The sequence below is a fragment of the Sphingomonas sp. FW306-05-A genome (genome assembly GCF_058782275.1).
Genome location: NZ_JBYSXN010000001.1, coordinates 1950255 through 1971590, shown reverse-complemented (window position 1 = coordinate 1971590; position 21336 = coordinate 1950255). Strand labels below are relative to the sequence as shown.

Here is a 21336-nt window from a genome sequence, read left to right as displayed (position 1 = left end):
TTCCTTGCCGGGCGTGGACCGTGGTCCACGCCCGCATGCGATTAGAAGCGGTAGCGCGCGCCGACATAGAAGCGTGGCTTGAGCTCCTGGACATAGACCAGATTGGTTTCGGTACGGGCGTACTGACGGAACGGTTCGCTCGTCAGATTGACCGCTTCCAGCGACACCGAGATGTTGGACCGGATGTCGTAGCTGATGCTGGCATCAAGCGTCCCGAACGCTGCCGTGAACAGCGGGTTACGGTTACCACCCTGGTTCGTGCCGGCGAGATACTTGTCGCGCCAGTTGTACGAGATTCGCGCCGAGATGCCGTTCTTGTCATAGATACCGGTCAGGTTGGCGCTGTCGCCCAAGCCGGTCAACGCGAAGATATTCACGTTCGGATCGGCATAGGGATCGACATTCACGTCGCCGCTGACCTTGGTGTACGACACCGCGAACCCGAAGCCGGTTCTGCCAAAGAAGTTGGTCCAGGCGAATTCAAAGCCGTGGATGTTGCCCTCGCGGTTGTTGACCGGACCGCTGATTGCGAAGTTGACGAGCGGATCGGCAGCATCCCCCTGAAGGTTCACGGCGGCCGCGAGTGGACCGTACAATGCTTCGTTCACTTCACCCGTAGCGGGGTCAAGCGCGCCCCTGAAGGCCGCCGTCGCCGCTGCCTGATTGCCGCCATTTTGCTGCAGAAGTGCGGTGTAGGCGAACAGGTTGCGGTCCGTCTGAGAGATTCCGTTGGTTCGCAGATAGGCGAGAGCAGTTCCGGACCGCGAACCAGGCGTCCCGGCGCCCGGATCCCGCAGTCCGAACAGGGTGCCGTTGGTGATCTGGTTGCCGACGAAGTTGCGCACGTTCTTGTTGAAGAAGCCGACCGATACGAAGCTCGTAGGCTTGTAGTACCACTCGATCGAGACGTCGAAATTGTCCGATAGCAGTGGCAACAGCCCCGGATCCTGGCGCGACGCGGGAGCGGGTGCCGCCCCCAGCGCGGTCGGACGGTTCGGTGCGTTGGCCGTTACCGAAGCGAACAGGTTGCCATAGTCCGCGCGCGCCAGCGTTCGACTGAACGATGTGCGTGCCACCACATTATCATGGACTTCGACGTTCAAATCGAGCGACGGCAACAGATTGTCGTAGTCCGCTTTGACATTCACCGCGCCGCCGGCCGGTCCGCCTATGATGGCGAAGTCATTGTCCGATTGCCATTCCAGCGCGGTCGGGACCGATTGGAGGGCGATCGAATTGACCCTGGTCTTTTCGTAGCGGACCCCGATCAGCGCGTTGGCACGGCGTCCGGCGAGCTCGCCGCCCCAGGCCAGCTGTCCGTAGACCGCCCACGTCTTCTCGCCCACCGTGTCGTCAGAGGAGCCCTGCAACACGTTGCCGCGGTTCGTAAAGTTCGGGTTGTTGGCATAATAGGGCCCGAACACGTTCAGCAAATCGACCGCATCCCCCCGGAATGCGACCAGCGCCGAACCGGTTGAATTGGGGTTATACCGATCGAATTTGCAGGTCAGACAGAAGGTGTCGACTAGATTGCCGGCGAGCTGATTGACGAGGCCGGTGTCCGTAATGCCCCAGTCGCCCAGAAGCTGTTGCGTATTTGAACTGGCCGAGCGAGTCTTTGCATCCACATAGTTGCCGCCGACCACGAACCGGCTCCGGTTGCCCAGGTCCCAACCCAGTTCAGCATTGAACTGATCGACCTTGGCTTCCTGCCGCGAGAAAATCTGCCGCGCGATCTGCGTACCCATGTCGCCGATATCGAGCTGATTGTTGCAATTGCCGCCGCGGCCGCCATTCGTGGCGGTGCAGTCGTTCAGCGTTTCGGACTGTTGTGGAAAGCCGCTCGAGAAATCGACGCGGTGGGTCGCGCGGACGGGGGCGCCGATAGAGATCGTCGTCGCCGAAGTACCGTTCGAATTATCCGGATTGGTGGTCGACTTCGAATGGTTCGCGTCGAGCTTCAACGACAGGGCGTCGGTGAAATTCCACTTTAGGTTGCCGCCGACCGAGTACAGTTCGGTCTTGGTTGCGAAACGCTGCTGTTCATACCCCTTGTCCGCCTGTTTGGCCTCGGCCAGAACGATCGCGGATTGCATCTGCTTGTTATCGTCGAAGGTGACGTCGCTGAACGGGCGCTGGAACCAGTTGGTCTGTTCGCTCCGCTCGTCGCTCAGCTTGTTGCGCGCATACAGGCCGTCCAACGTCAGTTCCAGACGGTCGGTCGGCTTGAACTGGATGCTGGCCTGGCCGTTGAGGCGTTCGCGACGGTTCTCGGAGAACTGATACCGGCTGTCGTTCGGAATTTGCACGTAAGGCGTGGTGGGACGATTGGTGATGTTCGTCGCCGCCGTAACGTAGGTCCCCGCGGGGTTCAGGAAATCAGCCAAAGGAACGATGTTCCAATAGTTCGGGTTCGACTGAACCGACGCCGATTCACGCAGCTGGTAGCTTCCGAACAGGTTGATGCCGAACGTCTCGTCGGTGTTCTTCCAGTTGATCAGGCCCGACAGTTCCGGCGTAACCTTCGAGAGATCCGCTTCGGCCTTCTCGACGGAACTGTCATACAGCGCCTTGGCACCGAACGAGCCGGACAGGCCGGCCTCGCGCGACTCGAGCGGGCGACGGGTGACGACGTTGATCGCTGCACCGATACCACCCGACGGGATGTTGGCGCGGCCGGTCTTGTAGACTTCCAGCGTCGCGACGCCTTCCGACGCCAGGTTCTGGAAGTCGAACGAGCGGCCGGTACCCACCGCAAAGGCGTTGCCAGTGCTGGTATCGATGCTGGTCGAGGCAAGCTGACGGCCATTAAGCGTCACCAGGTTGAAGCCGCCGCTGAACCCGCGAACTGCGACCTGCGAGCCTTCGCCATTGGCGCGCGTGATTGACACACCGGTAATGCGCTGCAACGATTCCGCGAGGTTGGTATCGGGGAATTTGCCGATGTCTTCGGCGGAGATGGCATCGACGACGCCGGCAGAAGTGCGCTTGATGTCGATCGCGCGGTTGAGACTGGCGCGAATGCCGGTGACGACGATGTCCTGATCTTCCGTTGCCACCTCAGCGGGGGCACCCGGCGATGGAGCGGTCTGCGCACTGGTTGTGGTGTCGGCGGGTGCAGTCTGCGCTGCGGCCGGCAGGGCAAAACCCGCGGCGAGCGCAAGCCCGGACGTCGAGCGACCAAGTGTGACGAGAAAACGGGTAGCTTTCATGGTATCCCCCCCTAGTTATCCTGCGGCTGTGCCGTCCGATGGCCACTTCCTATTGGAAGTTGGTACCGTTCCGGTGGTATCGCTATCAGAGCATCAGCCCTTGTCAATACATCGGCAGTCACATTGTGATCTAATGTTGCGCGTGTGCTCTTGTTGCAACAACTGTATATGCCGATGCGCTTTGGTCGACACCAGCCGGATACGCGGCCGCGCTGACCGAGGCTATTCCATCAGTGGTCGCCCAAACCTGCCCGTGGCCTCACCGTCCTCTCCAGCCATTTGAAGGTCGGTTCAACATCACAGCAAGTCAGCAAATCAAAGCGGCTGCACGTCCCAGCAACCAACGATGTCACAAAAGCCCCTGTCCGCTCAGACGGGGACTTTGTGCGTTCGGCTCATACGAAGCCTTAGCGAACAAAAGCAATTGGTACAGGTAACCATGAAGCGGCATGAGGCGGCGGTTGCCCTCACGCGCGCTGCTTGGCTGCACCACAATCTTCTCGATAAGCGGGCGGATTGTGTTCCGCGCTGCCGCACCGTCTTCGGACGCCAGATGCACGTCAAGTTCGGCAATGGCCCGGATATACAAAGCTTCATAATTCGCGGGTAGGCGCACGACCTGCGGCGCTGGCGTTGCAGCGATGATCTTCCCCAGTCGGCTTTCTTCGGCTTCCAGATTCTTCACACGGGTGGTCAGTGCGCGAGGGTCGTCTTTGTCCTCCTCGATCCGAGTGACGAGGTTGGCGATACGGGCGCAGGTCTTTGCCAGTCTGTGCCCGGCCGTAGCGCGCTTGACGTCTCTAGCCTGCACTGCGGCCATGAGTTCTTGCTGGAGGAGCGCGGCGAAGCGCTTGATGAGCGCCGGGGTCAGCAGCCGTTCGCGGATGCTTGCAAGTGCGCGGGTTTCCAACTCGGTGGTGCTGATGAGCCGTTGTCGTATCTTCCCGTTCGGTGACCCTTGCATCGCCACCGCCCGGGGCCGGTCGCCAGGAACGGTGCGCCGCAAGTGCCGCAGGTCACTAGCCCGGAGAGCATATGAGCAGGACGCTTCGCCAAGGCCAGCGGATTGCCGGTCAGCTTGAACTTCGCGTCGCGCGCGCTGCGTGCTTCGGCTTGAAGCGCCTTGACCTGCTCCCACGGCTGTCGGTTGATGATCCTGAGTTGCGGGTCGTTGCGGACGATCCATTCCGCCTCCAAGTTGAGGCGAGGGGGACGCGAGAAGCCGCGGCGCTCGTTCGGCACCTCGACCCAGGTGCGGCGGTTGAAGATACGGCGACCGATGTAGAGCTCGTTGTTGAGGATGCCTTCACCCCGCGTCACGTCGACTGATAACGTCGAGGGGTTCCAGACCCCGGCATTGTACTTCTCCCGCTCGCGGGCGCGCGGGGAGGGATGCCATCGGCATTGAGGGCGTTGCAGATCCGCTCGAGGCTTCAGCCATCGGCGTACAGCCGGAAGATGCGGCGGACGAGTTCGGCCTACTCGTCGTCGATTGCGAGTTGGTCGAGCTCGCGCCCTTGCGCGTCCTCACCGGTGATCTCACGGCGGTAGCCGAGCACGCGTCCCCCCGTGGCACCGCCGCGCGTGGCCTTGCCGCGCAGGCCGCACCTCGTCGTGTAGGCGATGCGCATCCGCTGTTGCTCGCCGACGATGCCTTTGAAGGCGAGCACCAAGTCGTCGACCTTGCCCGCCACCACCGTGTGCATCGCGACCTGGTGCAGCCTGAACAGCTTGACCATGCAATGCAGATGCTCGGCGTCGCAGCTTAGCCGAGCGACACCCTCGCTAATGAGGTTGCGCACCTGGCCTTTGGTGATGTGTTCCAGGACCTGCTCTAGCCCCGGGCGCTCCATCGTCGCGCCGGTTATGCCATCGTCGCCGTAAAAGGCGATGACCTCCAGCCCGCATCTTTCGGCAAAGCTTTGCGCGAGCCGTTGCTGGTCGTCAGGCGCGTTGATGCGGGATCGTGGCAGTGTGCTGCCGTACGCGATCAGCAACAAGTTTGCCGTGGGCAAAGTACACGATCTGCTGTCGGTCATGGAGCTGGGCTGAGCCGCGATACCGTCCGTAGGTCGGAGGTCCGCTCAGCGGCCTTCGGATGAACAGGAGAACTACGGGCCTACGGCATCACCCCGTGGGCATGGCCGAATGAAACACGCCCACGACCAGCAGGACGAGCACCAACGATACGGCACTGGATAGCGCGACAAGCACCGCTGCCGCCTTGCGGTTGGTGTCGAGCAGGGTCGCAAACAGGGTCACGTTGCTGGCGATCGGGAACAGGGCGACGAGCCCAACAATCACGCGGTCGCGCGGCCCCAACACGCCGACGAATGCCGCCTCCAATGCGAGCGCCGCGGCTATCAAGACCAGTCCGCTGGCCTGCCTCACCCCGAGGATGCGCGTCATAAGCTTCGGCCGCCAGTCGTCACGGCTGGTTTCGGCAAGGTTGAGGCCAATCACGGCCATGCCGAGAACCGACACCAGAGTGCCCGCGACAGATACAATGGGAGCCGCCGCTTCGGGCATCGTGACGCCCGCCGCCTTGGCGATGATCGCGCCGATGACGACATAGACGATCGGTACACGCAGCGCCTTGGTCGCGGCCTTGCGCGTACCCTCTTTGGTACGGGCGATGAGAAAATAGCCGATCGTGTCCCCGTACAGCGCGCTGCCGATATAGGCGCAGATCACGGTCGATACGCCGACCTCTCCAAAGAGTGCCTGGCTGACCGGCACGCCAAAGAACGCAACGTTGAAGAACGAGAAGGAAGCCGACAGCAGTTTGGGATCGAAATCGTCGCCAAGCCGCTTGGCCAGCCGATAAGCGGGGATGCTCATCAGTGCCGCAACCCCGAACATCAGCGGTGGGATGACCATCAGCTGTCGGGCTTCCGCCGCCAGCACCTTGTCGATGACCACTACCGGGATGAGCCCGAAGACGAGGATCGTCGAAAACAGCTTTGCTGCCCAGGGCACGCGTCCGCCGATGACCCACGCAAGCAGAATTACGCCATAAAGCGGCAGCAGCGCCGCTGCGACGTTACCGAGCGCGCTCATTGCTGCCGCAGGATATCGTCGATCGCACGACCGGCGCATTCGACGTTGAACCAGACCGCGTTGGTGTCGCGCAACTCGCCGTTGAGCAATTGGCCGAGCGCGTACAGGCGTGGTGCATCGCGCGAGGCGGATATGATCCGACACGTCGCCCTGTGCGCGATCGCACCACCGACCGGATGCGGTTGTAGCCAGTCTTTCGCGAGCAGATCCTTGACCAGTGTTTCCTTCATCTCGTCCAAGGTCGTGGCCTGGCCGGTGGCGTTTACGACGATCGGTGCTTCGAGCGTATCGCCATTCTCGAACCGTACGACGAAGCCGGGGCCGTTCGTACTCGCGATGGTCTCATCGACCCGCCCGCGGACGCTGAGCAATCCACGGGTCATGGCATCGGCAATCCGCCGCGCGTTAATCATTGGCGTGACAAAGCGCGCCGCGGCGAAATGCGGTGCCAGCCACTGTCCGAAACGTTTCTGGTCGGCGGCGCGCAACAGGTTCCATATCGCCGTGGACTCATGCCGGGCGGCGGTGAGAATGCGTTGAAACGGTTCGTCTCCGGCTTCCGCCGCCGCGATATCGTGAAGCAAGGCGGCCTCGGCGTCACCGTCGAAGCGATCTTCGGCCTTCCAATCGATCGGTCGACCGGCAGCCGCTTCGGCTTCGAGACGGAACAGACGGAACAGATCGACGACCGAGAAGGCCGCGCCGCGTTCGCGGATCAGGCGGTGGACGTTTGCAAGCGTCAGGTAGTGCCGTTCATAACCGGTCTCGGGGGCAGGTATCTCCGCCCGCGGGAGCATCCCTTCCTTGGAAATCAGGTGGATGTGTCCGCGGTGATCGGCGTCGAGCAGCGTCATCACCGCGTCGATCGCGCTGAGGCCACTGCCCAGCACGACGACCGGCTGATCCCGATCGATCTGCTCTGTCATGCGATGCGCGGGGTAGGGGGAATCGAAGTACCCGGGCGTGCCATTGAGGGTGCCGAACCGATCCGGATCGGGCGTGCCGATCGTGAGAAGGACGATGTCCGTAGCGATCGTCGATCCGTCCGAGAACCCTACCGTCGCCGCGGCATGATTGCCTTCGATGCTGACAGCTTCCTGGTGGTGGATCTGCACGTCGATCCCAGCGGTACGGGCCTGGTCTAGCGCTCGCTCGAGGACTTCGCGCATGTAGATGCGATATTCGCGGCGCTGGGGATATTCGACACCATCGGGATCAAGCGGCGTGCCCGCCGCGGCGCGGCGCGCCTCAAGCCAGGTTCGGAAATGACCCGGTTCCTTGTCGTATAATCCCATCAGTCGGGATTCGGTATTGAGGAGGTGTCCCAGCTGTTCCGTACCGAACGCCAGCCCGCGCGCGAGGACATCGTCACGCTCGATCAGATGGATCATCCAGCCTTCGCCCGGGTCGTAACAAAGCCGTGTTACGGCTTCGGCGAATGCGGCCACGCCGCAGGCGCCCATGCCGACGATCGTCAGTTTTTTCGGCATGCTCTTCCGTTCCATCAGGAAGGGCGACAACGCTCGGTTGATGTTCGGTGCCACGAGGAACGTGAAATATTTGTCATGTACGGCGTGCCCGGCACGACAGGCGGTTTCGCTGATTGAGACCGGCACCTCAGGGCCCAAACGGCTCCGTAAAGGTAGGCTTGTGGTCGACCGCCTTAGCGCGCACGGCGGCCGTCGCGTGAGTGTGGCGGGGAGGCTTTCGTCCAAACTCTGCTACGGGATGGCTTAGCCGATCTGGTTTCGGTTCATCTCAGCGTCAAACGAGATCGCTAGAGCAATTTCAGCTGGGAAGGGTCTGCGTCAAAGCCAAGCTCGCGAGATGCACCGTTGCGAGCAGTTGATCCAGCGTGTGCCCGTTGCGCGCCTTGGCGGACAGTCCTGACATGGTCGTGCTGACGAAGTCGGTCAGACGCCCGGCATCCGCTGGATGGCGGGCTGCGATATAGTCGTGAAGCACGGCTTCGGCCGCAAGGCTGAGCGCACAGGCGGCGTCGCGCGCGTCGCGATCGTTCGAGCGGGTGCCCTCCACCACCATGCAACCGCTCGCAAGCGGGTCAGCGGCATAATAGCGGGCGGCCTCCTCTAGCACCGCTGCGAGACAGTCGCCCACGGGAAGGTCGTCCCGCAGCAGCTTGGCGAGGGGAATGGCGCTGGTCGCACTATAGCGGTCGAGCACGCGGGCATAGAGACCGGCCTTGCTGCCAAAGGCGGCGTAGAAGCTGGGGGGATTGATCCCCAGCGCGGTTGTGACGTCCGAGACGCTGACCGCGTCATAGCCACGGGCGTGAAAAAGCTGCTGCGCGATACCAACGGCTTCCTCGGGATCGAAGCGCCGAGGCCGGCCCCTTGTGCGAGATTTATCTGTAGTCACTATTACAAAATACCTTGACGTGCCCGATCGGGTTTTTATGTAGCTCGCACTACATTAAATCTCAAGGATGCAGGTCATGGCTTCGTTTCAAGGCAAATCCGTTCTAGTCCTTGGCGGCAGTCGTGGAATCGGCGCAGCGGTTGTCCGGCGCTTCGCCGCCGAAGGCGCATCCGTGATCTTCACCTACGCGGGGTCGCGAGCCTCCGCCGAGCAGCTTGCCGCCGACACTGGCAGCATCGCGGTGCAGACCGACAGCGCCGACCGCGATGCGGTCATCGCACGGGTGCGCGAGAGTGGGCCGCTCGACGTCCTGATCGTAAATTCCGGGTTCGCCATCTTCGGCGATGCGCTCGATCAGGACCCGGACGAGATAGACCGGCTATTTCGGGTGAACGTCCACGCGCCCTACCATGCCTCTGTCGAAGCGGCACGGCAGATGCCCGACGGTGGGCGGATTATCGTCATCGGTTCGGTCAACGGCGATCGGATGCCGATTCCAGGCATGGCGTCCTACGCGTTGAGCAAGTCGGCGCTGCAAGGGATGGCGCGGGGGCTCGCGCGCGATTTCGGGCCGCGTGGCATCACGATCAACATCGTTCAACCCGGGCCGATCGACACCGATGCCAACCCCGAAGACGGTCCGATAAAGGATCTGCTGCATAGCTTCATGGCGATCAAGCGCCACGGACGGCCTGAGGAAGTCGCGGGCATGGTCGCCTGGTTGGCGGGGCCGGAGGCGGGCTTCGTAACCGGTGCAATGCATACGATCGACGGCGCTTTCGGCGCTTGAATCCGATGACGCGAATGGCGCGGCCAAGGTTGGTCGGGCCATCGCTCCCGTTGCGACCGCTAACGGGAGCAGTCGTGCGTCATCATCAGCAATTGACGATAAACGCGAGTTCACGAAGGTCCCGTTTCTGGAGACGGTTAAGGCGGCTTGGATGGCCGTTATTGGATCAGCAAAGTCGGTAGCTTCTTCGTAATTTCGGTATTTGTCGGTAAGGAAACTAAAGCCGGAAGGGCTTTTATCTTCTCTTTTTGGCGTTCTACGGGTAGCGGTATGGTGCTCCCATGAACGCGTAATGAGGCAAACGGCGTGTTAATCCGCAGCCTGCCCAACGAGCAGACGACGGTGCAGGGGCGCGACATCTCTACCGTTGATGGTCGCTCGGTCTCGATCCAGGATTTCCCGGCGCAGGCATTGTCGTGCGTCAAGGTCTACACGGCGACGACTGCCGACAAACTTAAAGGGGGGCGCCGACCTGATCGACGTCGGCCTGCGCCGTCCGTTCTACTTCAAGGGCTTCGAACTCGCGTGCGCCGCGCGCGGTGTCCACAACGCGGAATCGTCGAAGCTGGACCCGATCGGCAGCTTGCTGATCAGCGACCGTTGGCAGACCGGGATTGGCGAGATCGGCGCGCTGGTGAATGTGTCTTCCACGCAGACACGTTATCTCAACTCGATCCGCTATCAGGGTTTTCAGGACAATGTCCCCGCTGCGCAGCAGATCCTGCCCGCATCGGTCGGGTGCGACTTCACCTTCCCGCAGCATATCAGGCTGTTCTACGGTCGCGGCACGCGCCAGCCTCTTTCGGTCAACGGGCCAAGCAAACAGTCCGGGCGCAACGATACCGACACAGCGCCAACCACCTCGCGCGCCGACCATCGCGCGCCCATCGCGAACGGGCCAACATTTTCCTTGCGGTCTCGTCCGAATATGGCCGGTTCCCCTACGCGATCGCGCGTGTCCGCAAAACGGTTGGAATCTTTGCGTTTGGAACGTCGATGGGCATGTCGTCGATCTGCCTGCCCGGGGTGCTACGGGGTAATAGTGAGGGCATCCGATCGGCAGCGAATTGAAGGAGAGCAAGGTTGCGCGCGCGTGCGCCGATCACGAGGCGGCCGGTCTGGCCGACCTGCCGATAGCCGCGCCGACGACGCGTTAAGGCTTTCTGTCGTGATGCACACAAGCCATGCCGGGGGACGACGGCATCATCTATGCAGCAGGCGCCCAACGTAGCCTGTCGATCAGCACCCGCAGCGCAGGCGTGACCTGCCGGCTCGGGTAGTAGAGATAGCAACCGGGAAAGCTCGGGCACCAGGCATCGAGTACCTGTATCAGCCTGCCGTCCGCAATCTCCGCCGCGACATCGTGGTCCAGCATATAACCCAGGCCTGCACCGGCTCGGACCGCTGCAGCCGCCAGCTGCTCGTCGTTGACGATCAATTGCCCGCGTGGACGAAACTTGATGTCCCGACCATCGTGTTCGAACTCCCACGGGAGCAACCCCCCGCCACCGAGAAGCCGATAGTTGATGCAATTGTGTCCCTCGAGATCGGCTGGAACCGCGGGCAGGGGACGGGTCGCGAAATAATCGGGGGTGCCGACAACCAAGGTGCGCAACGCAGGTCCGACCGCCACCGCTACCATGTCCCGATCGACCGTCTCCCCCAACCGGATACCCGCGTCGAAACCCCCGGCCACGACGTCCACCAGCCGGTCTTCGACGATGACCTCGACCGAAATCTCAGGATGGTCGCGCAGGAAGCGCGGCAAAACCGGCGCGAGTATGGTCCGCGCGGCGTAGCCGAAGGTGGTCAGCCGGATCGCACCGGACGGTACGCCGCGCCAGTCGGCCAATTCGGACAGGCCTCGCGCAAGCTCGGCAAGCGCCGGGTCGAGCGATCGCAGCAGGCGTTCTCCCGCCGCAGTGGGGGCAACACTGCGCGTCGTTCGTGCCAGCAGCCGAACCCCGAGGCGTTCCTCCAGGCTACGCATCGCGTGGCTGAGCGCCGAGGGCGAAAGGCCCAGTTCTGCCGCGGCACGGGTGAAGCTGCGCGCGCGTGCGACCGCAGCAAAGGCAGCGAGGTCGTCAAGGTCGCCACGCTTCATTGTTGCATTTCCTTCACAAAGCCTTGCCGCGAATGACGGCTTATCCGTTCGCCGCCACCATGTAGTCTCCGATGCGACTTTCCTAGGAGTTACAGCAATGACCCTCACGACCTATCGCACACTCGGACGCTCCGGCTTGACGGTCAGCCCGCTCGCGCTCGGCACGATGACCTTCGGCGCCGGACGATGGGGTGCCGACGAAGCGACCGCACGATCGATCTTCGATGCTTATGTCGAGGCTGGCGGCAATTTTGCGGATACCGCGGATATCTACTCCGGCGGGGAAAGCGAACAGATGCTAGGGCGATTCATTGCGGAGCGGGGAAACCGCGACCGGATGGTGATCGCGACCAAATCGGGCTTTCCGCGAACCGCGGGCAATCCGCTGGCTGGGGGCAATTCCGCGCGCAACATCCGTGACGGAATCGAGGGCTCGCTGCGTCGGCTCGGCACGGACTACATCGACATGTATTGGACGCATGTGTGGGATCGCACGACCCCGCCCGAAGAAGTGCTGCGCGCGCTGACCGATGCGGTACGGCGCGGGGACATCCTGTATTACGGCTTCTCCAATGCGCCCGCGTGGTACGTCGCGCAGATCGCGACTCTGGCCCGCGCGCACGGCCTGCCCGAGCCCATCGGCTTGCAATATTCCTACTCGCTGATCGATCGCGGGGTCGAACTCGATGTGGTGCCTGCGGGACAGGCGCTCGGACTGGGGATGGTCGCCTGGAGTCCGTTGGCGGCAGGCCTGCTGACCGGCAAATATGGGCGCGAGAAGATCGCGGATGCCGGCCCGGCGGGGAGTCTTCCCAACCGCGGCGGCGAAGCGACGGGCAGCGGCAACAATGACCGTCTGAACGGCGACAATCCCTTTGGCGGAATGCTGTTCACCGACAAGAACTTCGATGTGGTGGATGCCTTGCGATCGGTATCGACTGAAATCGGGCGATCAATGGCGCAGGTCGCCTTGGCTTGGGTCGTGGCACGGGCCGGTGTTGCATCGGTTCTGGTCGGCGCGAGCCGGCCGGAGCAATTGCGCGAGAATCTTGCCGCCCTCGACATTGTCTTCACCGCGGATCAGCAGGCGCGCCTCGATGCTGCTGGCGCGCCGCCGATGCTCAACCCGTATTTCATCTTCCGACTGCCCCGGGCCCAGATCTTCGGCGGTCAGTCGATCGACCCGTGGACACCAGGGATCGCTTGAGGCGGCCAGGGGACGGCGGTGGGGTAGCGAGGATCCCCCACTGCCAGCGCTTCAATATATAATCGGCCGCCAAACGAGGGCTTCCTGCTCGCCGGCAAACCGACCCCTTGGGGGCAAATTCCGGTACGCCGCAGGGTGCGTCACGTGAGGTGCTGGTCGCCCCCCGCGGTGCGATGCGCCCAGGGCAGGTCAGGGCCCACCGGCACGACACCGCACGGGTTGAGGTCGCGGTGGCTGGCGTAATAATGCGTCTTGATGTGGTCCAGATGCACGGTTGCGGCGATGCGGGGATCGGCCAGCATCCGCTCGAGATAAGCCTCCAGCTCGGGATAGTCCGCAATGCGGCGGACGTTGCACTTGAAATGCCCGTAATAGACCGCGTCGAAGCGGACCAGCGTCGTGAAGAGGCGGATGTCCGCCTCGGTCATTGCATCGCCCACGAGCCAGTCGCTGCCCGATAGCATCTCCTCCAGCCATTCCAGCGATCCGAACAGCGGGCGGACCGCGGCTTCATACGCATCCTGCGTGGTGGCGAACCCGGCTTTGTAGACGCCGTTGTTGACCGTATCGTAGATGCGCTCGTTGACCCGGTCGATCGCGGCGCGATGAACCGCGGGATAGAGATCCGGCCCCTGTCCGCCAAACGCGGTGAGCATCCGGATGATCTCGGCTGACTCGTTAGACACGATCGTGTCGGTCTCGCGGTCCCACAGGACGGGGACCGTGACTTTGCCCGAATAGTCTGGCCGTGCGCGGGCGTAGAGCTGCCACAGGCATTCGGAACCGTGCAGCGGATCGCCGCTCCCGCCGTGGTCGGTGCCGAAGGTCCAGCCATTCTCCAGCATGACGGGATCGACCACGGAAACGCCGATCGCCTCCTCCAGACCGTACAGCGCGCGGACGATCAACGTCCGGTGCGCCCAGGGGCAAGCATAGCTGACATAGAGGTGATAGCGGCCGGGCGTCGCCGGACGGCCGGGCTGGCCGTCGGGGCCGGGGTCGCCCGCCGGGGTGAGCCAGTCACGAAAGCCCGCATCCTGCCGCTCGAACGCGCCGCCTTTGCTGTCTTCCGTCACCTTGCCCGCGTGCCAGGCACCCTCGATCATTCTACCCATATTCTGTCTCCGTTTAGGTAACCTGACCGCAAACAGGGGCGGCTACGGCTTGCCCGTCACCAACAACCGGGGGCTCTTTTCGTCCCATGCGATGCAGTTGGCGACCGCGTCAGGCTGCGCCGCTGACGTCGATCCGGCGAATGGCTCGAACCGGAGATACGCGCGGTGCCAGCGAAGGCGGGTACAGGCTCGTCAACGTGGCGATAGCGATCCACGCGATCGGTTTCCGCGTGGACTTTCCTTCAATAATCGTTGTGGCGAATTCTGCTTATGTTGATGGTGACGTCATCGTCCATACATCGCCGGGCGCCCTCGAATGGCTGTCGCGATACGTTCAAGACGGGAGAGGGGCCTTCGCTTCCGGATTGAAGTAAGGATCTGTTTACGAGCAACGCGGCCTAATCAGAGAGAATGCCTTCGATCGGTCGTTTCCCTGATCTCGCTGAACTCGGCACGACCGAACGCCTGCAACAGCCGTGGTACGAAGTTCAGGTTGAGACCATGCTCCTGGTTGACAATACCTAAGCCACTTACGGGACGGCGGAACTATGCCGCCTCCGCCTGCAGACCTTGCAGGGAAGCATGCGCCAAACGTCGATCGTCGTTCGTAAAGTATGCCTTGATCTCATCGCTTCGAAGCGGCTTGCTCAACAGATAGCCTTGCAAATGCGTGCATCCGCCTTCCATGAGGGCTGACATCTGCTCGGCGGTCTCGACCCCTTCCGCTACCACGCCCATACCGAGCTTTCGACCAAGCCCGACAACGGCTTGGATGATCGCAGATGACGCTTGCGACGAGAGCATTTGCCGCACGAAGCTTTGGTCTATCTTCACCTTGTCGAACCGGAACCGCTCGAAATAGCTGAGGGACGAGTAGCCGACGCCGAAATCATCCATGAGGATCTGAATCCCAAGAGCGCGCAGTTGCGCAAGCTCGCGGAATGTGTGGTCGACGTCGCGTAGGAAAAGTCCTTCAGTTACTTCCAGCTGAAGACGTTCCGGATCAAGGCCGGTACTGTCTAAGACGTGGCGAACAACCTGGCAAAGGTCTCCTGCGTGGATCTGCATAGGGGATATATTGACAGCGACCTTGATATGGTGCGGCCACGTCATCGCTTCCTCGCAGGCCAGGCATAGGATCCGCGTTCCCAATTGCCCGATCAGCCCGCTTTCCTCCGCAATCGAGATGAACACGTCCGGTGGGATCGGTCCGCGCACCGGATGATGCCAGCGGGCCAATGCCTCGGCACTCGTGAACTGCCCGGTATCTGCTGAAAAGACGGGCTGGTAGGCAAGGGTGATGGCGTGCTGGTCGAGCGCAACGGACAAATCCCGCTCCAGCTCCCGTCGATCCTGCGTCGCCCGGTCCATTTCCGCGCTGAAGAAGCATACGATCCCGCGGCCCTGCTGTTTTGCCCGATACAAGGCAAGGTCGGCATGCTGGCGTAATTCTTCGGTCGTCGTCGCGTCCTCAGGAAACAGCGCGATGCCGACACTGCTTCCCAGCTGGACGGTTGCCCAGTGGGTGACAATCGGGGATGCCAGCGTGATCGCGATCGTTGCCGCAAGCTGACGTGCCTGCTCTCCGGGTGCCGCGCCGGCGACAATGACCGCGAACTCATCTCCGCCAACACGCGCCTGGATCGTTGTGGCCGTTGCGACCGCGCGCAGCCGATCGCCGATCTGCGCCAGCACCGCGTCACCGGCAAGATGGCCGAATTGATCGTTCACGGCCTTGAACCGGTCGAGATCGATGCTGACGAGCGCGAAAGGCGTTTGGTCGGCAATGAGCCGGTCCAACTCGTCGACGAACGAAGCGCGGTTGCGCAGACCGCTCAACGAGTCGTAATGTGCCAGACGCTGGACCTCGGCCTGCGCCTTGCGAGTTTCGGTCACATCCTCGGACATGCCGACGATATATTCGCGCGGGCGGCTGGGGCCGTCGACAACGAGCCGTTTGGTGCGCAGCGTTACAGTGGTGTTGCCGGGTCGGACAAAATCGCTTTCAGACACATACAGACCTTCGCCTGCGACCGCGGCATCATCGCGCCGCTCATAGGTTGCGCCATGCGCAAACAGCTCAGGATCGGTCTTCCCGATGATATCGTGCCTGGAACAGCCGGTCAGCTCCTCACCGGCGCGATTGACCAGCAGATACTGCCTCGTGTCCGCGTCCTTGACGAACAGCATGGCGGGAAGGTGATCGACAACCGTATCCAGAAACGCCTTCGCCTGCTCCCGTTCCCGCTCGAGCATCTTGCGAGCGGAAGCGTCCCGGATAATCCCCGCAAAATTATACCCGCCTTCGGAGGACCCCCAGCGCGCCAACGACAGTTCGATCGGGAATTCCGAACCGTCGGAGCGCTTGGCGGTCAACTCGACCGACTTTCCGACCAAGGTGGTCCGTCCACCCGCGGAAGCTCGCGAGAAGCCACGATGATGGGCGTCCGCATGGATCGGGGGAAGAATGATGTCGAGCGTACGGCCGATCGCTTGCACGCAGGAATAGCCGAACATCTGCTCGGCGGCGCTGTTCCAGAACGTGATGGTGCCGCCGCCATCGACGCAGAGAATGGCATCTGAAGTGACGTCCACGATCTGCGTGGCGACCTCTCCGATCTGACGATACCGTCTGGCTTCGATCAGCCCCACTACGATCCCGGCGAGATCCACTAGTGCCCTGAGTTGATTGGACGGAACCTCGTCGCGAGGCTGCCGATCGAGAACACATAGCGTTCCCAGACAATGTCCGTCGCGGGTAATGATGGGGGCCCCCGCATAGAACCGGTAGCCGTCGGGCCCAAGCGTGAGCGGGTTCCCGACGCATCGTGGGTCGGCGTGTGTATCGAGAATGACGACCGGTTCAATGCCGTCCAGCGCCAGAGTACAGAAGGCATGTTCCCGCGGTGCCTCCGTTGCTGGCATGCAAACGCTGGATTTGAACCAGGCGCGACGGTCATCGACGAGGCTGACTGCAGCGCTTTCGCCGCCCAGCGCGAGTGCTGCCAAGCGCGTGACCTCATCGAAGTCGCGTTGCGCGGGCGTATCGAGAATCGCCATGCTCCAGAGCGCGGTCAGGCGCGCCGCTTCGGACGCGTCGCTCAGGGAGCTGGCAAAGGTCATCGTGTATCTATTAAAAGTAGAACGTTAGCAGCGCCTTAACGGGATCGTCGCGTCCAGTAGAGTGTTGTTTGCGCAGGCTCAGTAAGCAATTTGGCTTGGGATCAGGTATTCCGCCATCGATAAGACGTAGGTCAATCGATCTGTCCATCCAAAGCCTAGCGTCTGCTCCGACCTAAACCCGTCATTGCAGTAGCGAGCAAGGGATAACGGCCGAGTCTTACTTCTGGTCGTTTTGCCTTCGCCTGCTGTCCGTCCGACCCCAATGAACCGACGGAAATGACCGTTGACAGTTGGCCAGTGCGGCAGGGCGTCCTGAACGCCCATGTACGGGTCCAAGCATCGATACCCGTATATAAGTTCCTTCATGCGATACGATCAGTTCGCATGAAGGGAAGGCAATGAAAAAGCTTCGCATGTGAGGTAAGTAGCAATCTGTTACTTTCCTCATGTTTACTTCGTCAGAATATAGCGTACGCTATAGTTCGTAATAGAGTTGCGTATCGATACCATGTTGGGGAGCATGAGTATGAAGCAATACGCGACGCTTTGCGCTGGGCTGGCAATGGTTTGCGTCCATCCGGCTGCGGCACAGACAGTAGTCGATCCCGCAGCGCCGCGCGGGCAAACCGCTGCCGACCCGGCATCCGACGATCGATCCGACAGTGAAAGGCTGCCGGATATCGTCGTCACCGCGCAGCGCCGCGAGCAATCGCTGCAGAAGGTGCCGATCAGCGTTACCGCCTTCACCGCGGACAATATCGCCGCGTTGACCGCAGAATCGATCGGCGACCTCGACACCTTCACGCCTGGTCTCACGATCAACGATACGTCGGTCACGCAGCCCAGCTTCACGGTGCGCGGCGTGGCGACCGACGATTTCGGGATCGGCACCGATCCCTCGGTCGGGATCTTCATCGACGGCATTTATTCGGGGCGATCGGGGTCGTCGCTGATCTTCTTCAACGACGTCGCCCGGGTCGAAGTCCTGAAGGGGCCGCAAGGCACGTTGTTCGGTCGCAACACTTCGGCCGGGGCGATCTTGATCATCACCAACAAGCCGAACGATACGCGGTCGCTGAGCGGCACGGTGCAAGTCGGCAACTTCAAGAAAATCCGCGGCGATGCGACGCTCAATCTGCCGCTCACCGAAACGCTCTTCCTGCGCCTGAACGGCGTCGCCAATGACCGCGAAGGCTATCTCAGGGACGCACTGACCGGCCGGCGGCGCGAGCGCGAGAACAACGCATCGGGGCGTGCCGCCTTACGCTGGGCGCCGAGCGACGCCACCGATTTCGTGCTCGCTTACGATCATGATGACACCGCCAAGGACAGCCCGTTCGCGATTGGTATCAGCGACAACGCGCTCAGTACAAATCCGCGCGGTCCGTACACGAATGACGTGATCGACGACAAGGAAACGCGGTTGCTCAACGCGGTTTCGTTCACCGCGACGCACCGCACCGGTTCGCTCACCTTGACCAGCATCAGTTCGTTCAAGCATTTCGAAACGCACAATCGCGAGGATGAGGACGGCACCGCCGACCCGACACGCTATTTCGACACGGAGAATATCGAAAAGAACAGCAGCCTGTACCAAGAGTTGCGCGTCGGCTTCGACAATGATCGGCTGAGCGCGATCGTCGGCGGGAGCTATTTTCGCGAGCGCGGGCGGCAGACCAGTGCGGCGACCTTGCTGAGCGATTCGGTCGATCGCCTGCTCGACCAGGTGGCCGGTTTTCCGGTCTTCACGATCCTCGACGCCTTCGGCGGCTTGCCGGTGTTTGGCCAGCCCTTCCGGGAGGACATGGACAACCGCGCCGCAAACGATTCCTTGGCGGCGTTCGCGGATGCGACCTACAAGGTCACAGATCGACTGAGCCTGACCGCGGGCATCCGTTACACCCGCGATCTGAAGAAGTTTACCTGGACCAACGGCGGGTTCGACGCATCCGGTTTGGAGACGCTGACCGCGCCGGGCGCACTGTACAATGCCATCACCGATGCAGTCCTGGGCATATCGCCCTTTCCCGACGCTGCATCGATCAGCGCGGCTGACTTCTTCCGCGCGACGGTCGGCGCGAGCGGCTTGATCTTCGATGTCGGCGCACTGGAAGGGGTGCCCTTCACGCGGCGCGAGAGCTTCAACGACGTGTCGCCGCGCTTCGTCGGGCAATACGACCTCAACGCCGACCTGCACCTCTATGCTTCAGCATCGCACGGCTACAAGGCCGGCGGCTACAATTCGACCGAGATCAATTCGTTCTTCGCCCCCGAACGGGTGTGGAATTTCGAGGGCGGCTTCAAGTCCGAGCTCTTCGATCGGCGAGTCCGGTTCAACCTTTCGGGCTATTATTTCAAATACCGCAACCGCCAGTCGATCAGTCTGGAAAACGCCGGCGGCGCGCTGCCGCAATATATCACACGATCTGGGGATTCGCAGGCATATGGTGCCGATCTCGAGACCCAGTTCGTCGTCTCGCGCGATTGGACGGTCAGCTTTACCGCCGGTGCAATCGACTCCACGTGGGTCACGCGCGTCGAGCAAGGCGTGAATATTGCCCGGCAGCCGACGGGCGAGCCAAGCTTCCGCGGCATCGCCAGCGCGCATTACAAGCATGACTTCGGCGTGGGCAGCCTCTTGGCCGATGCGAGCTACAGCTACACTTCGAAACAGCGGATCAACGATGCGACGCGCGCGATCGATACGGCGATCGCGCCATTCGTCGATTTCTCCAAGCTCGGCGCGCTCCGCTCGGCGCGCGACATCATCAACGCGCGGGTCGGCTGGCGCTTGCCCGGCAACCATGTGACGATTTCGGCTTATGCCGAGAACCTGCTCGACAAGAGATATTACCGCACACTCAACACGATCTCGGCCGACATCTTTCAGACACCGTATGTCCGGGCGGAGCGGCCGGGCTTCTACGGTGTCGAATTGGGCTTCCGCTTTTGAGGAGAGAAAGATGCACAGGAAACTCCTGGCGCTGGGGGGCACGGTAAGCCTGGCACTGCTCGCCGGTTGTGCCGGGCCCAGGACTGATGCGCAGGGCTTCGTGATCGACCCTGATTTCGAAAAGACGCTGCAAGGCAAGCTGATCGACGCGAAGCCCGGTGACGTGGTGACGATTCCAGCGGGCAAATATGCGCTGCGCCGCAGTCTCAGCCTCACCGCCAATGGCGTGACGGTAAAGGGCGCGGGGATGGACAAGACCATCCTGTCCTTCGCCAAGGCAACATCGGGTGCCGAGGGGATGCTCGTCACTGGCGACGATTTCACGATCCAAGATTTGGCGTTCGAGGACAGCAAGGGCGACGCGCTCAAGATCAACGGCACCAAAAATGCGGTGATGCGCCGCGTGCGCGCGTCGTGGAGCGGTGGCTCGAAGAGCAGCAACGGTGCCTATGGTCTTTACCCGGTGCAAGTCACCAACGTGCTGATCGAGGATTCGGTGGTGAAGGGCGCGTCGGACGCCGGCATCTATGTCGGCCAGTCGAACACTATCATCGTCCGCAACAACCGCGCCGAGGGCAATGTCGCGGGAATTGAAATCGAAAATTCGAGCCATGCCGACGTTTATGGCAACACCGCGACAGGCAATACCGGCGGTATTCTCGTGTTCAACATGCCCAACCTGCCGGTCCCGGGCAGCAAGACGCGGGTCTATCGGAACACCGTCGTCGCCAACAATCACGCCAATTTCGGCGCGAAAGGGAGCGCGGTCAGCTCGGTCCCGCCGGGATCGGGGGTGATTGTCAATTCGAACGACGAGGTCGAGATTTTCGACAATGACGTGAAAGACAACAAGACCGCCAACGTCATCATCTCGAGCTACTTCTCGACCGGCTTCGACACCAAGAGCGGGATCGCGGCGGCCTATGATCCGTACCCGGAGAACATCTTCGTCACCGACAACCGCTTCTCGGGCGGTGGTGACGATCCCGGCGGTCGCTTCGTCCCGATGAAGGCGCTTGCCGGGGGACGCTTGCCCGATGTGCTGTGGGACGGCTTCGTCAATCCCAAGCTTCGATCCTCCGGGATTTGCGTGCGCAACGGCACCGCGAAACTGCTGAATGTCGACGGGCCGGGCAAGTTCGCCAATGCGCGGATCGATCCCGCGGTCGATTGCGCGCCTGCCAGCCGTCTCCCCGAAATCGCACTCCCGCCAGCGATGACGAAGGACAGTGGCAAGCCGTGACGCAGATCGTGTTCGAGTACCCCCTTTCCCTTTCGCGCTTCTCCGGCGAAGGCCGGGGCCCAGTCGGAAAGGTTGATGAGGCCGGGCGCAATGCTGCCTTTCTAGCGTTCCGCGACTGGGCCCCGGCCTTCGCCGGGGAAGCGCTTTGGA

15 protein-coding genes are annotated in these 21336 nt (G+C 62.0%); 4 read left to right on the top strand and 11 right to left on the bottom strand.

Translation table 11 applies throughout. The annotated features are described in order from the left end of the window. Window positions 1–41: 41 nt before the first annotated feature. The 7 genes from AC3WJR_RS08735 to AC3WJR_RS08705 all read right to left on the bottom strand — a co-directional run bounded on the left by AC3WJR_RS08735 (window position 42) and on the right by AC3WJR_RS08705 (window position 8651). Window positions 42–3212 (bottom strand): TonB-dependent receptor, encoded by a 3171-nt coding sequence (locus AC3WJR_RS08735; RefSeq protein WP_354282784.1) that lies wholly within the window; start codon window positions 3210–3212, stop codon window positions 42–44. Window positions 3213–3561: 349 nt separating this feature from the next. Next, complete coding sequence (locus AC3WJR_RS08730; protein ID WP_492724030.1) at window positions 3562–4122, bottom strand: hypothetical protein; 561 nt, start codon at window positions 4120–4122, stop codon at window positions 3562–3564. Beyond that, the gene (locus AC3WJR_RS08725; RefSeq protein WP_492724237.1) at window positions 4080–4631 is read right to left on the bottom strand and encodes a recombinase family protein; all 552 of its coding nucleotides are present in this window, start codon (window positions 4629–4631) and stop codon (window positions 4080–4082) included. The genes AC3WJR_RS08730 and AC3WJR_RS08725 overlap by 43 nt, the downstream gene beginning before the upstream one ends. 59 nt (window positions 4632–4690) lie before the next feature. Beyond that, complete coding sequence (locus AC3WJR_RS08720) at window positions 4691–5251, bottom strand: recombinase family protein (protein ID WP_492724028.1); 561 nt, start codon at window positions 5249–5251, stop codon at window positions 4691–4693. A gap of 88 nt (window positions 5252–5339) precedes the next feature. Further along, complete coding sequence (locus AC3WJR_RS08715) at window positions 5340–6272, bottom strand: AEC family transporter (RefSeq protein WP_492724026.1); 933 nt, start codon at window positions 6270–6272, stop codon at window positions 5340–5342. Beyond that, window positions 6269–7762 (bottom strand): FAD/NAD(P)-binding protein, encoded by a 1494-nt coding sequence (locus AC3WJR_RS08710; RefSeq protein ID WP_492724024.1) that lies wholly within the window; start codon window positions 7760–7762, stop codon window positions 6269–6271. Before AC3WJR_RS08710 ends, AC3WJR_RS08715 begins: the two co-directional genes overlap by 4 nt. 298 nt (window positions 7763–8060) lie before the next feature. Continuing rightward, the gene (locus AC3WJR_RS08705; RefSeq protein WP_492724021.1) at window positions 8061–8651 is read right to left on the bottom strand and encodes a TetR/AcrR family transcriptional regulator; all 591 of its coding nucleotides are present in this window, start codon (window positions 8649–8651) and stop codon (window positions 8061–8063) included. 76 nt (window positions 8652–8727) lie between these two features. Here AC3WJR_RS08705 and bdcA point away from each other — a divergent pair, with 76 nt between their 5' ends. Then, window positions 8728–9441, top strand: a complete 714-nt coding sequence (bdcA, locus tag AC3WJR_RS08700; RefSeq protein ID WP_492724019.1) for an SDR family oxidoreductase — start codon at window positions 8728–8730, stop codon at window positions 9439–9441. A gap of 454 nt (window positions 9442–9895) precedes the next feature. On the opposite strand, the gene AC3WJR_RS08695 is transcribed toward bdcA, so the two are convergent. Together AC3WJR_RS08695 and AC3WJR_RS08690 are read right to left on the bottom strand one after the other, a co-directional pair. After that, window positions 9896–10204 (bottom strand): hypothetical protein, encoded by a 309-nt coding sequence (locus AC3WJR_RS08695; protein ID WP_492724016.1) that lies wholly within the window; start codon window positions 10202–10204, stop codon window positions 9896–9898. A gap of 444 nt (window positions 10205–10648) precedes the next feature. Then, window positions 10649–11545, bottom strand: coding sequence for a LysR family transcriptional regulator (locus tag AC3WJR_RS08690; RefSeq protein WP_492724012.1), 897 nt, complete (start codon window positions 11543–11545; stop codon window positions 10649–10651). A gap of 97 nt (window positions 11546–11642) precedes the next feature. Between AC3WJR_RS08690 and AC3WJR_RS08685 the strand changes: the two genes are divergently transcribed. Then, complete coding sequence (locus AC3WJR_RS08685) at window positions 11643–12752, top strand: aldo/keto reductase (RefSeq protein WP_492724011.1); 1110 nt, start codon at window positions 11643–11645, stop codon at window positions 12750–12752. A 140-nt stretch (window positions 12753–12892) separates the two neighbouring features. On the opposite strand, the gene AC3WJR_RS08680 is transcribed toward AC3WJR_RS08685, so the two are convergent. Together AC3WJR_RS08680 and AC3WJR_RS08675 are read right to left on the bottom strand one after the other, a co-directional pair. After that, window positions 12893–13867 (bottom strand): glutathione S-transferase family protein, encoded by a 975-nt coding sequence (locus tag AC3WJR_RS08680; protein ID WP_492724010.1) that lies wholly within the window; start codon window positions 13865–13867, stop codon window positions 12893–12895. A gap of 546 nt (window positions 13868–14413) precedes the next feature. Further along, complete coding sequence (locus AC3WJR_RS08675) at window positions 14414–16990, bottom strand: sensor domain-containing phosphodiesterase (RefSeq protein WP_492724008.1); 2577 nt, start codon at window positions 16988–16990, stop codon at window positions 14414–14416. Between the two features lie 520 nt (window positions 16991–17510). Between AC3WJR_RS08675 and AC3WJR_RS08670 the strand changes: the two genes are divergently transcribed. Together AC3WJR_RS08670 and AC3WJR_RS08665 are read left to right on the top strand one after the other, a co-directional pair. Further along, window positions 17511–19943 (top strand): TonB-dependent receptor, encoded by a 2433-nt coding sequence (locus AC3WJR_RS08670; protein WP_492724006.1) that lies wholly within the window; start codon window positions 17511–17513, stop codon window positions 19941–19943. A 10-nt stretch (window positions 19944–19953) separates the two neighbouring features. After that, the gene (locus AC3WJR_RS08665; RefSeq protein ID WP_492724005.1) at window positions 19954–21186 is read left to right on the top strand and encodes a parallel beta-helix domain-containing protein; all 1233 of its coding nucleotides are present in this window, start codon (window positions 19954–19956) and stop codon (window positions 21184–21186) included. Window positions 21187–21336: the final 150 nt, after the last annotated feature.

Coding starts and splice junctions, on each gene's coding strand:
- AC3WJR_RS08735 (WP_354282784.1), bottom strand. CDS start 3,212: ATGAAAGCTACCCGTTTTCTCGTCACACTTGGTCGCTCGACGTCCGGG.
- AC3WJR_RS08720 (WP_492724028.1), bottom strand. CDS start 5,251: ATGACCGACAGCAGATCGTGTACTTTGCCCACGGCAAACTTGTTGCTG.
- AC3WJR_RS08715 (WP_492724026.1), bottom strand. CDS start 6,272: ATGAGCGCGCTCGGTAACGTCGCAGCGGCGCTGCTGCCGCTTTATGGC.
- AC3WJR_RS08710 (WP_492724024.1), bottom strand. CDS start 7,762: ATGCCGAAAAAACTGACGATCGTCGGCATGGGCGCCTGCGGCGTGGCC.
- bdcA (WP_492724019.1), top strand. CDS start 8,728: ATGGCTTCGTTTCAAGGCAAATCCGTTCTAGTCCTTGGCGGCAGTCGT.
- AC3WJR_RS08695 (WP_492724016.1), bottom strand. CDS start 10,204: ATGCTGCGGGAAGGTGAAGTCGCACCCGACCGATGCGGGCAGGATCTG.
- AC3WJR_RS08690 (WP_492724012.1), bottom strand. CDS start 11,545: ATGAAGCGTGGCGACCTTGACGACCTCGCTGCCTTTGCTGCGGTCGCA.
- AC3WJR_RS08685 (WP_492724011.1), top strand. CDS start 11,643: ATGACCCTCACGACCTATCGCACACTCGGACGCTCCGGCTTGACGGTC.
- AC3WJR_RS08680 (WP_492724010.1), bottom strand. CDS start 13,867: ATGGGTAGAATGATCGAGGGTGCCTGGCACGCGGGCAAGGTGACGGAA.
- AC3WJR_RS08675 (WP_492724008.1), bottom strand. CDS start 16,990: ATGACCTTTGCCAGCTCCCTGAGCGACGCGTCCGAAGCGGCGCGCCTG.
- AC3WJR_RS08670 (WP_492724006.1), top strand. CDS start 17,511: ATGAGTATGAAGCAATACGCGACGCTTTGCGCTGGGCTGGCAATGGTT.
- AC3WJR_RS08665 (WP_492724005.1), top strand. CDS start 19,954: ATGCACAGGAAACTCCTGGCGCTGGGGGGCACGGTAAGCCTGGCACTG.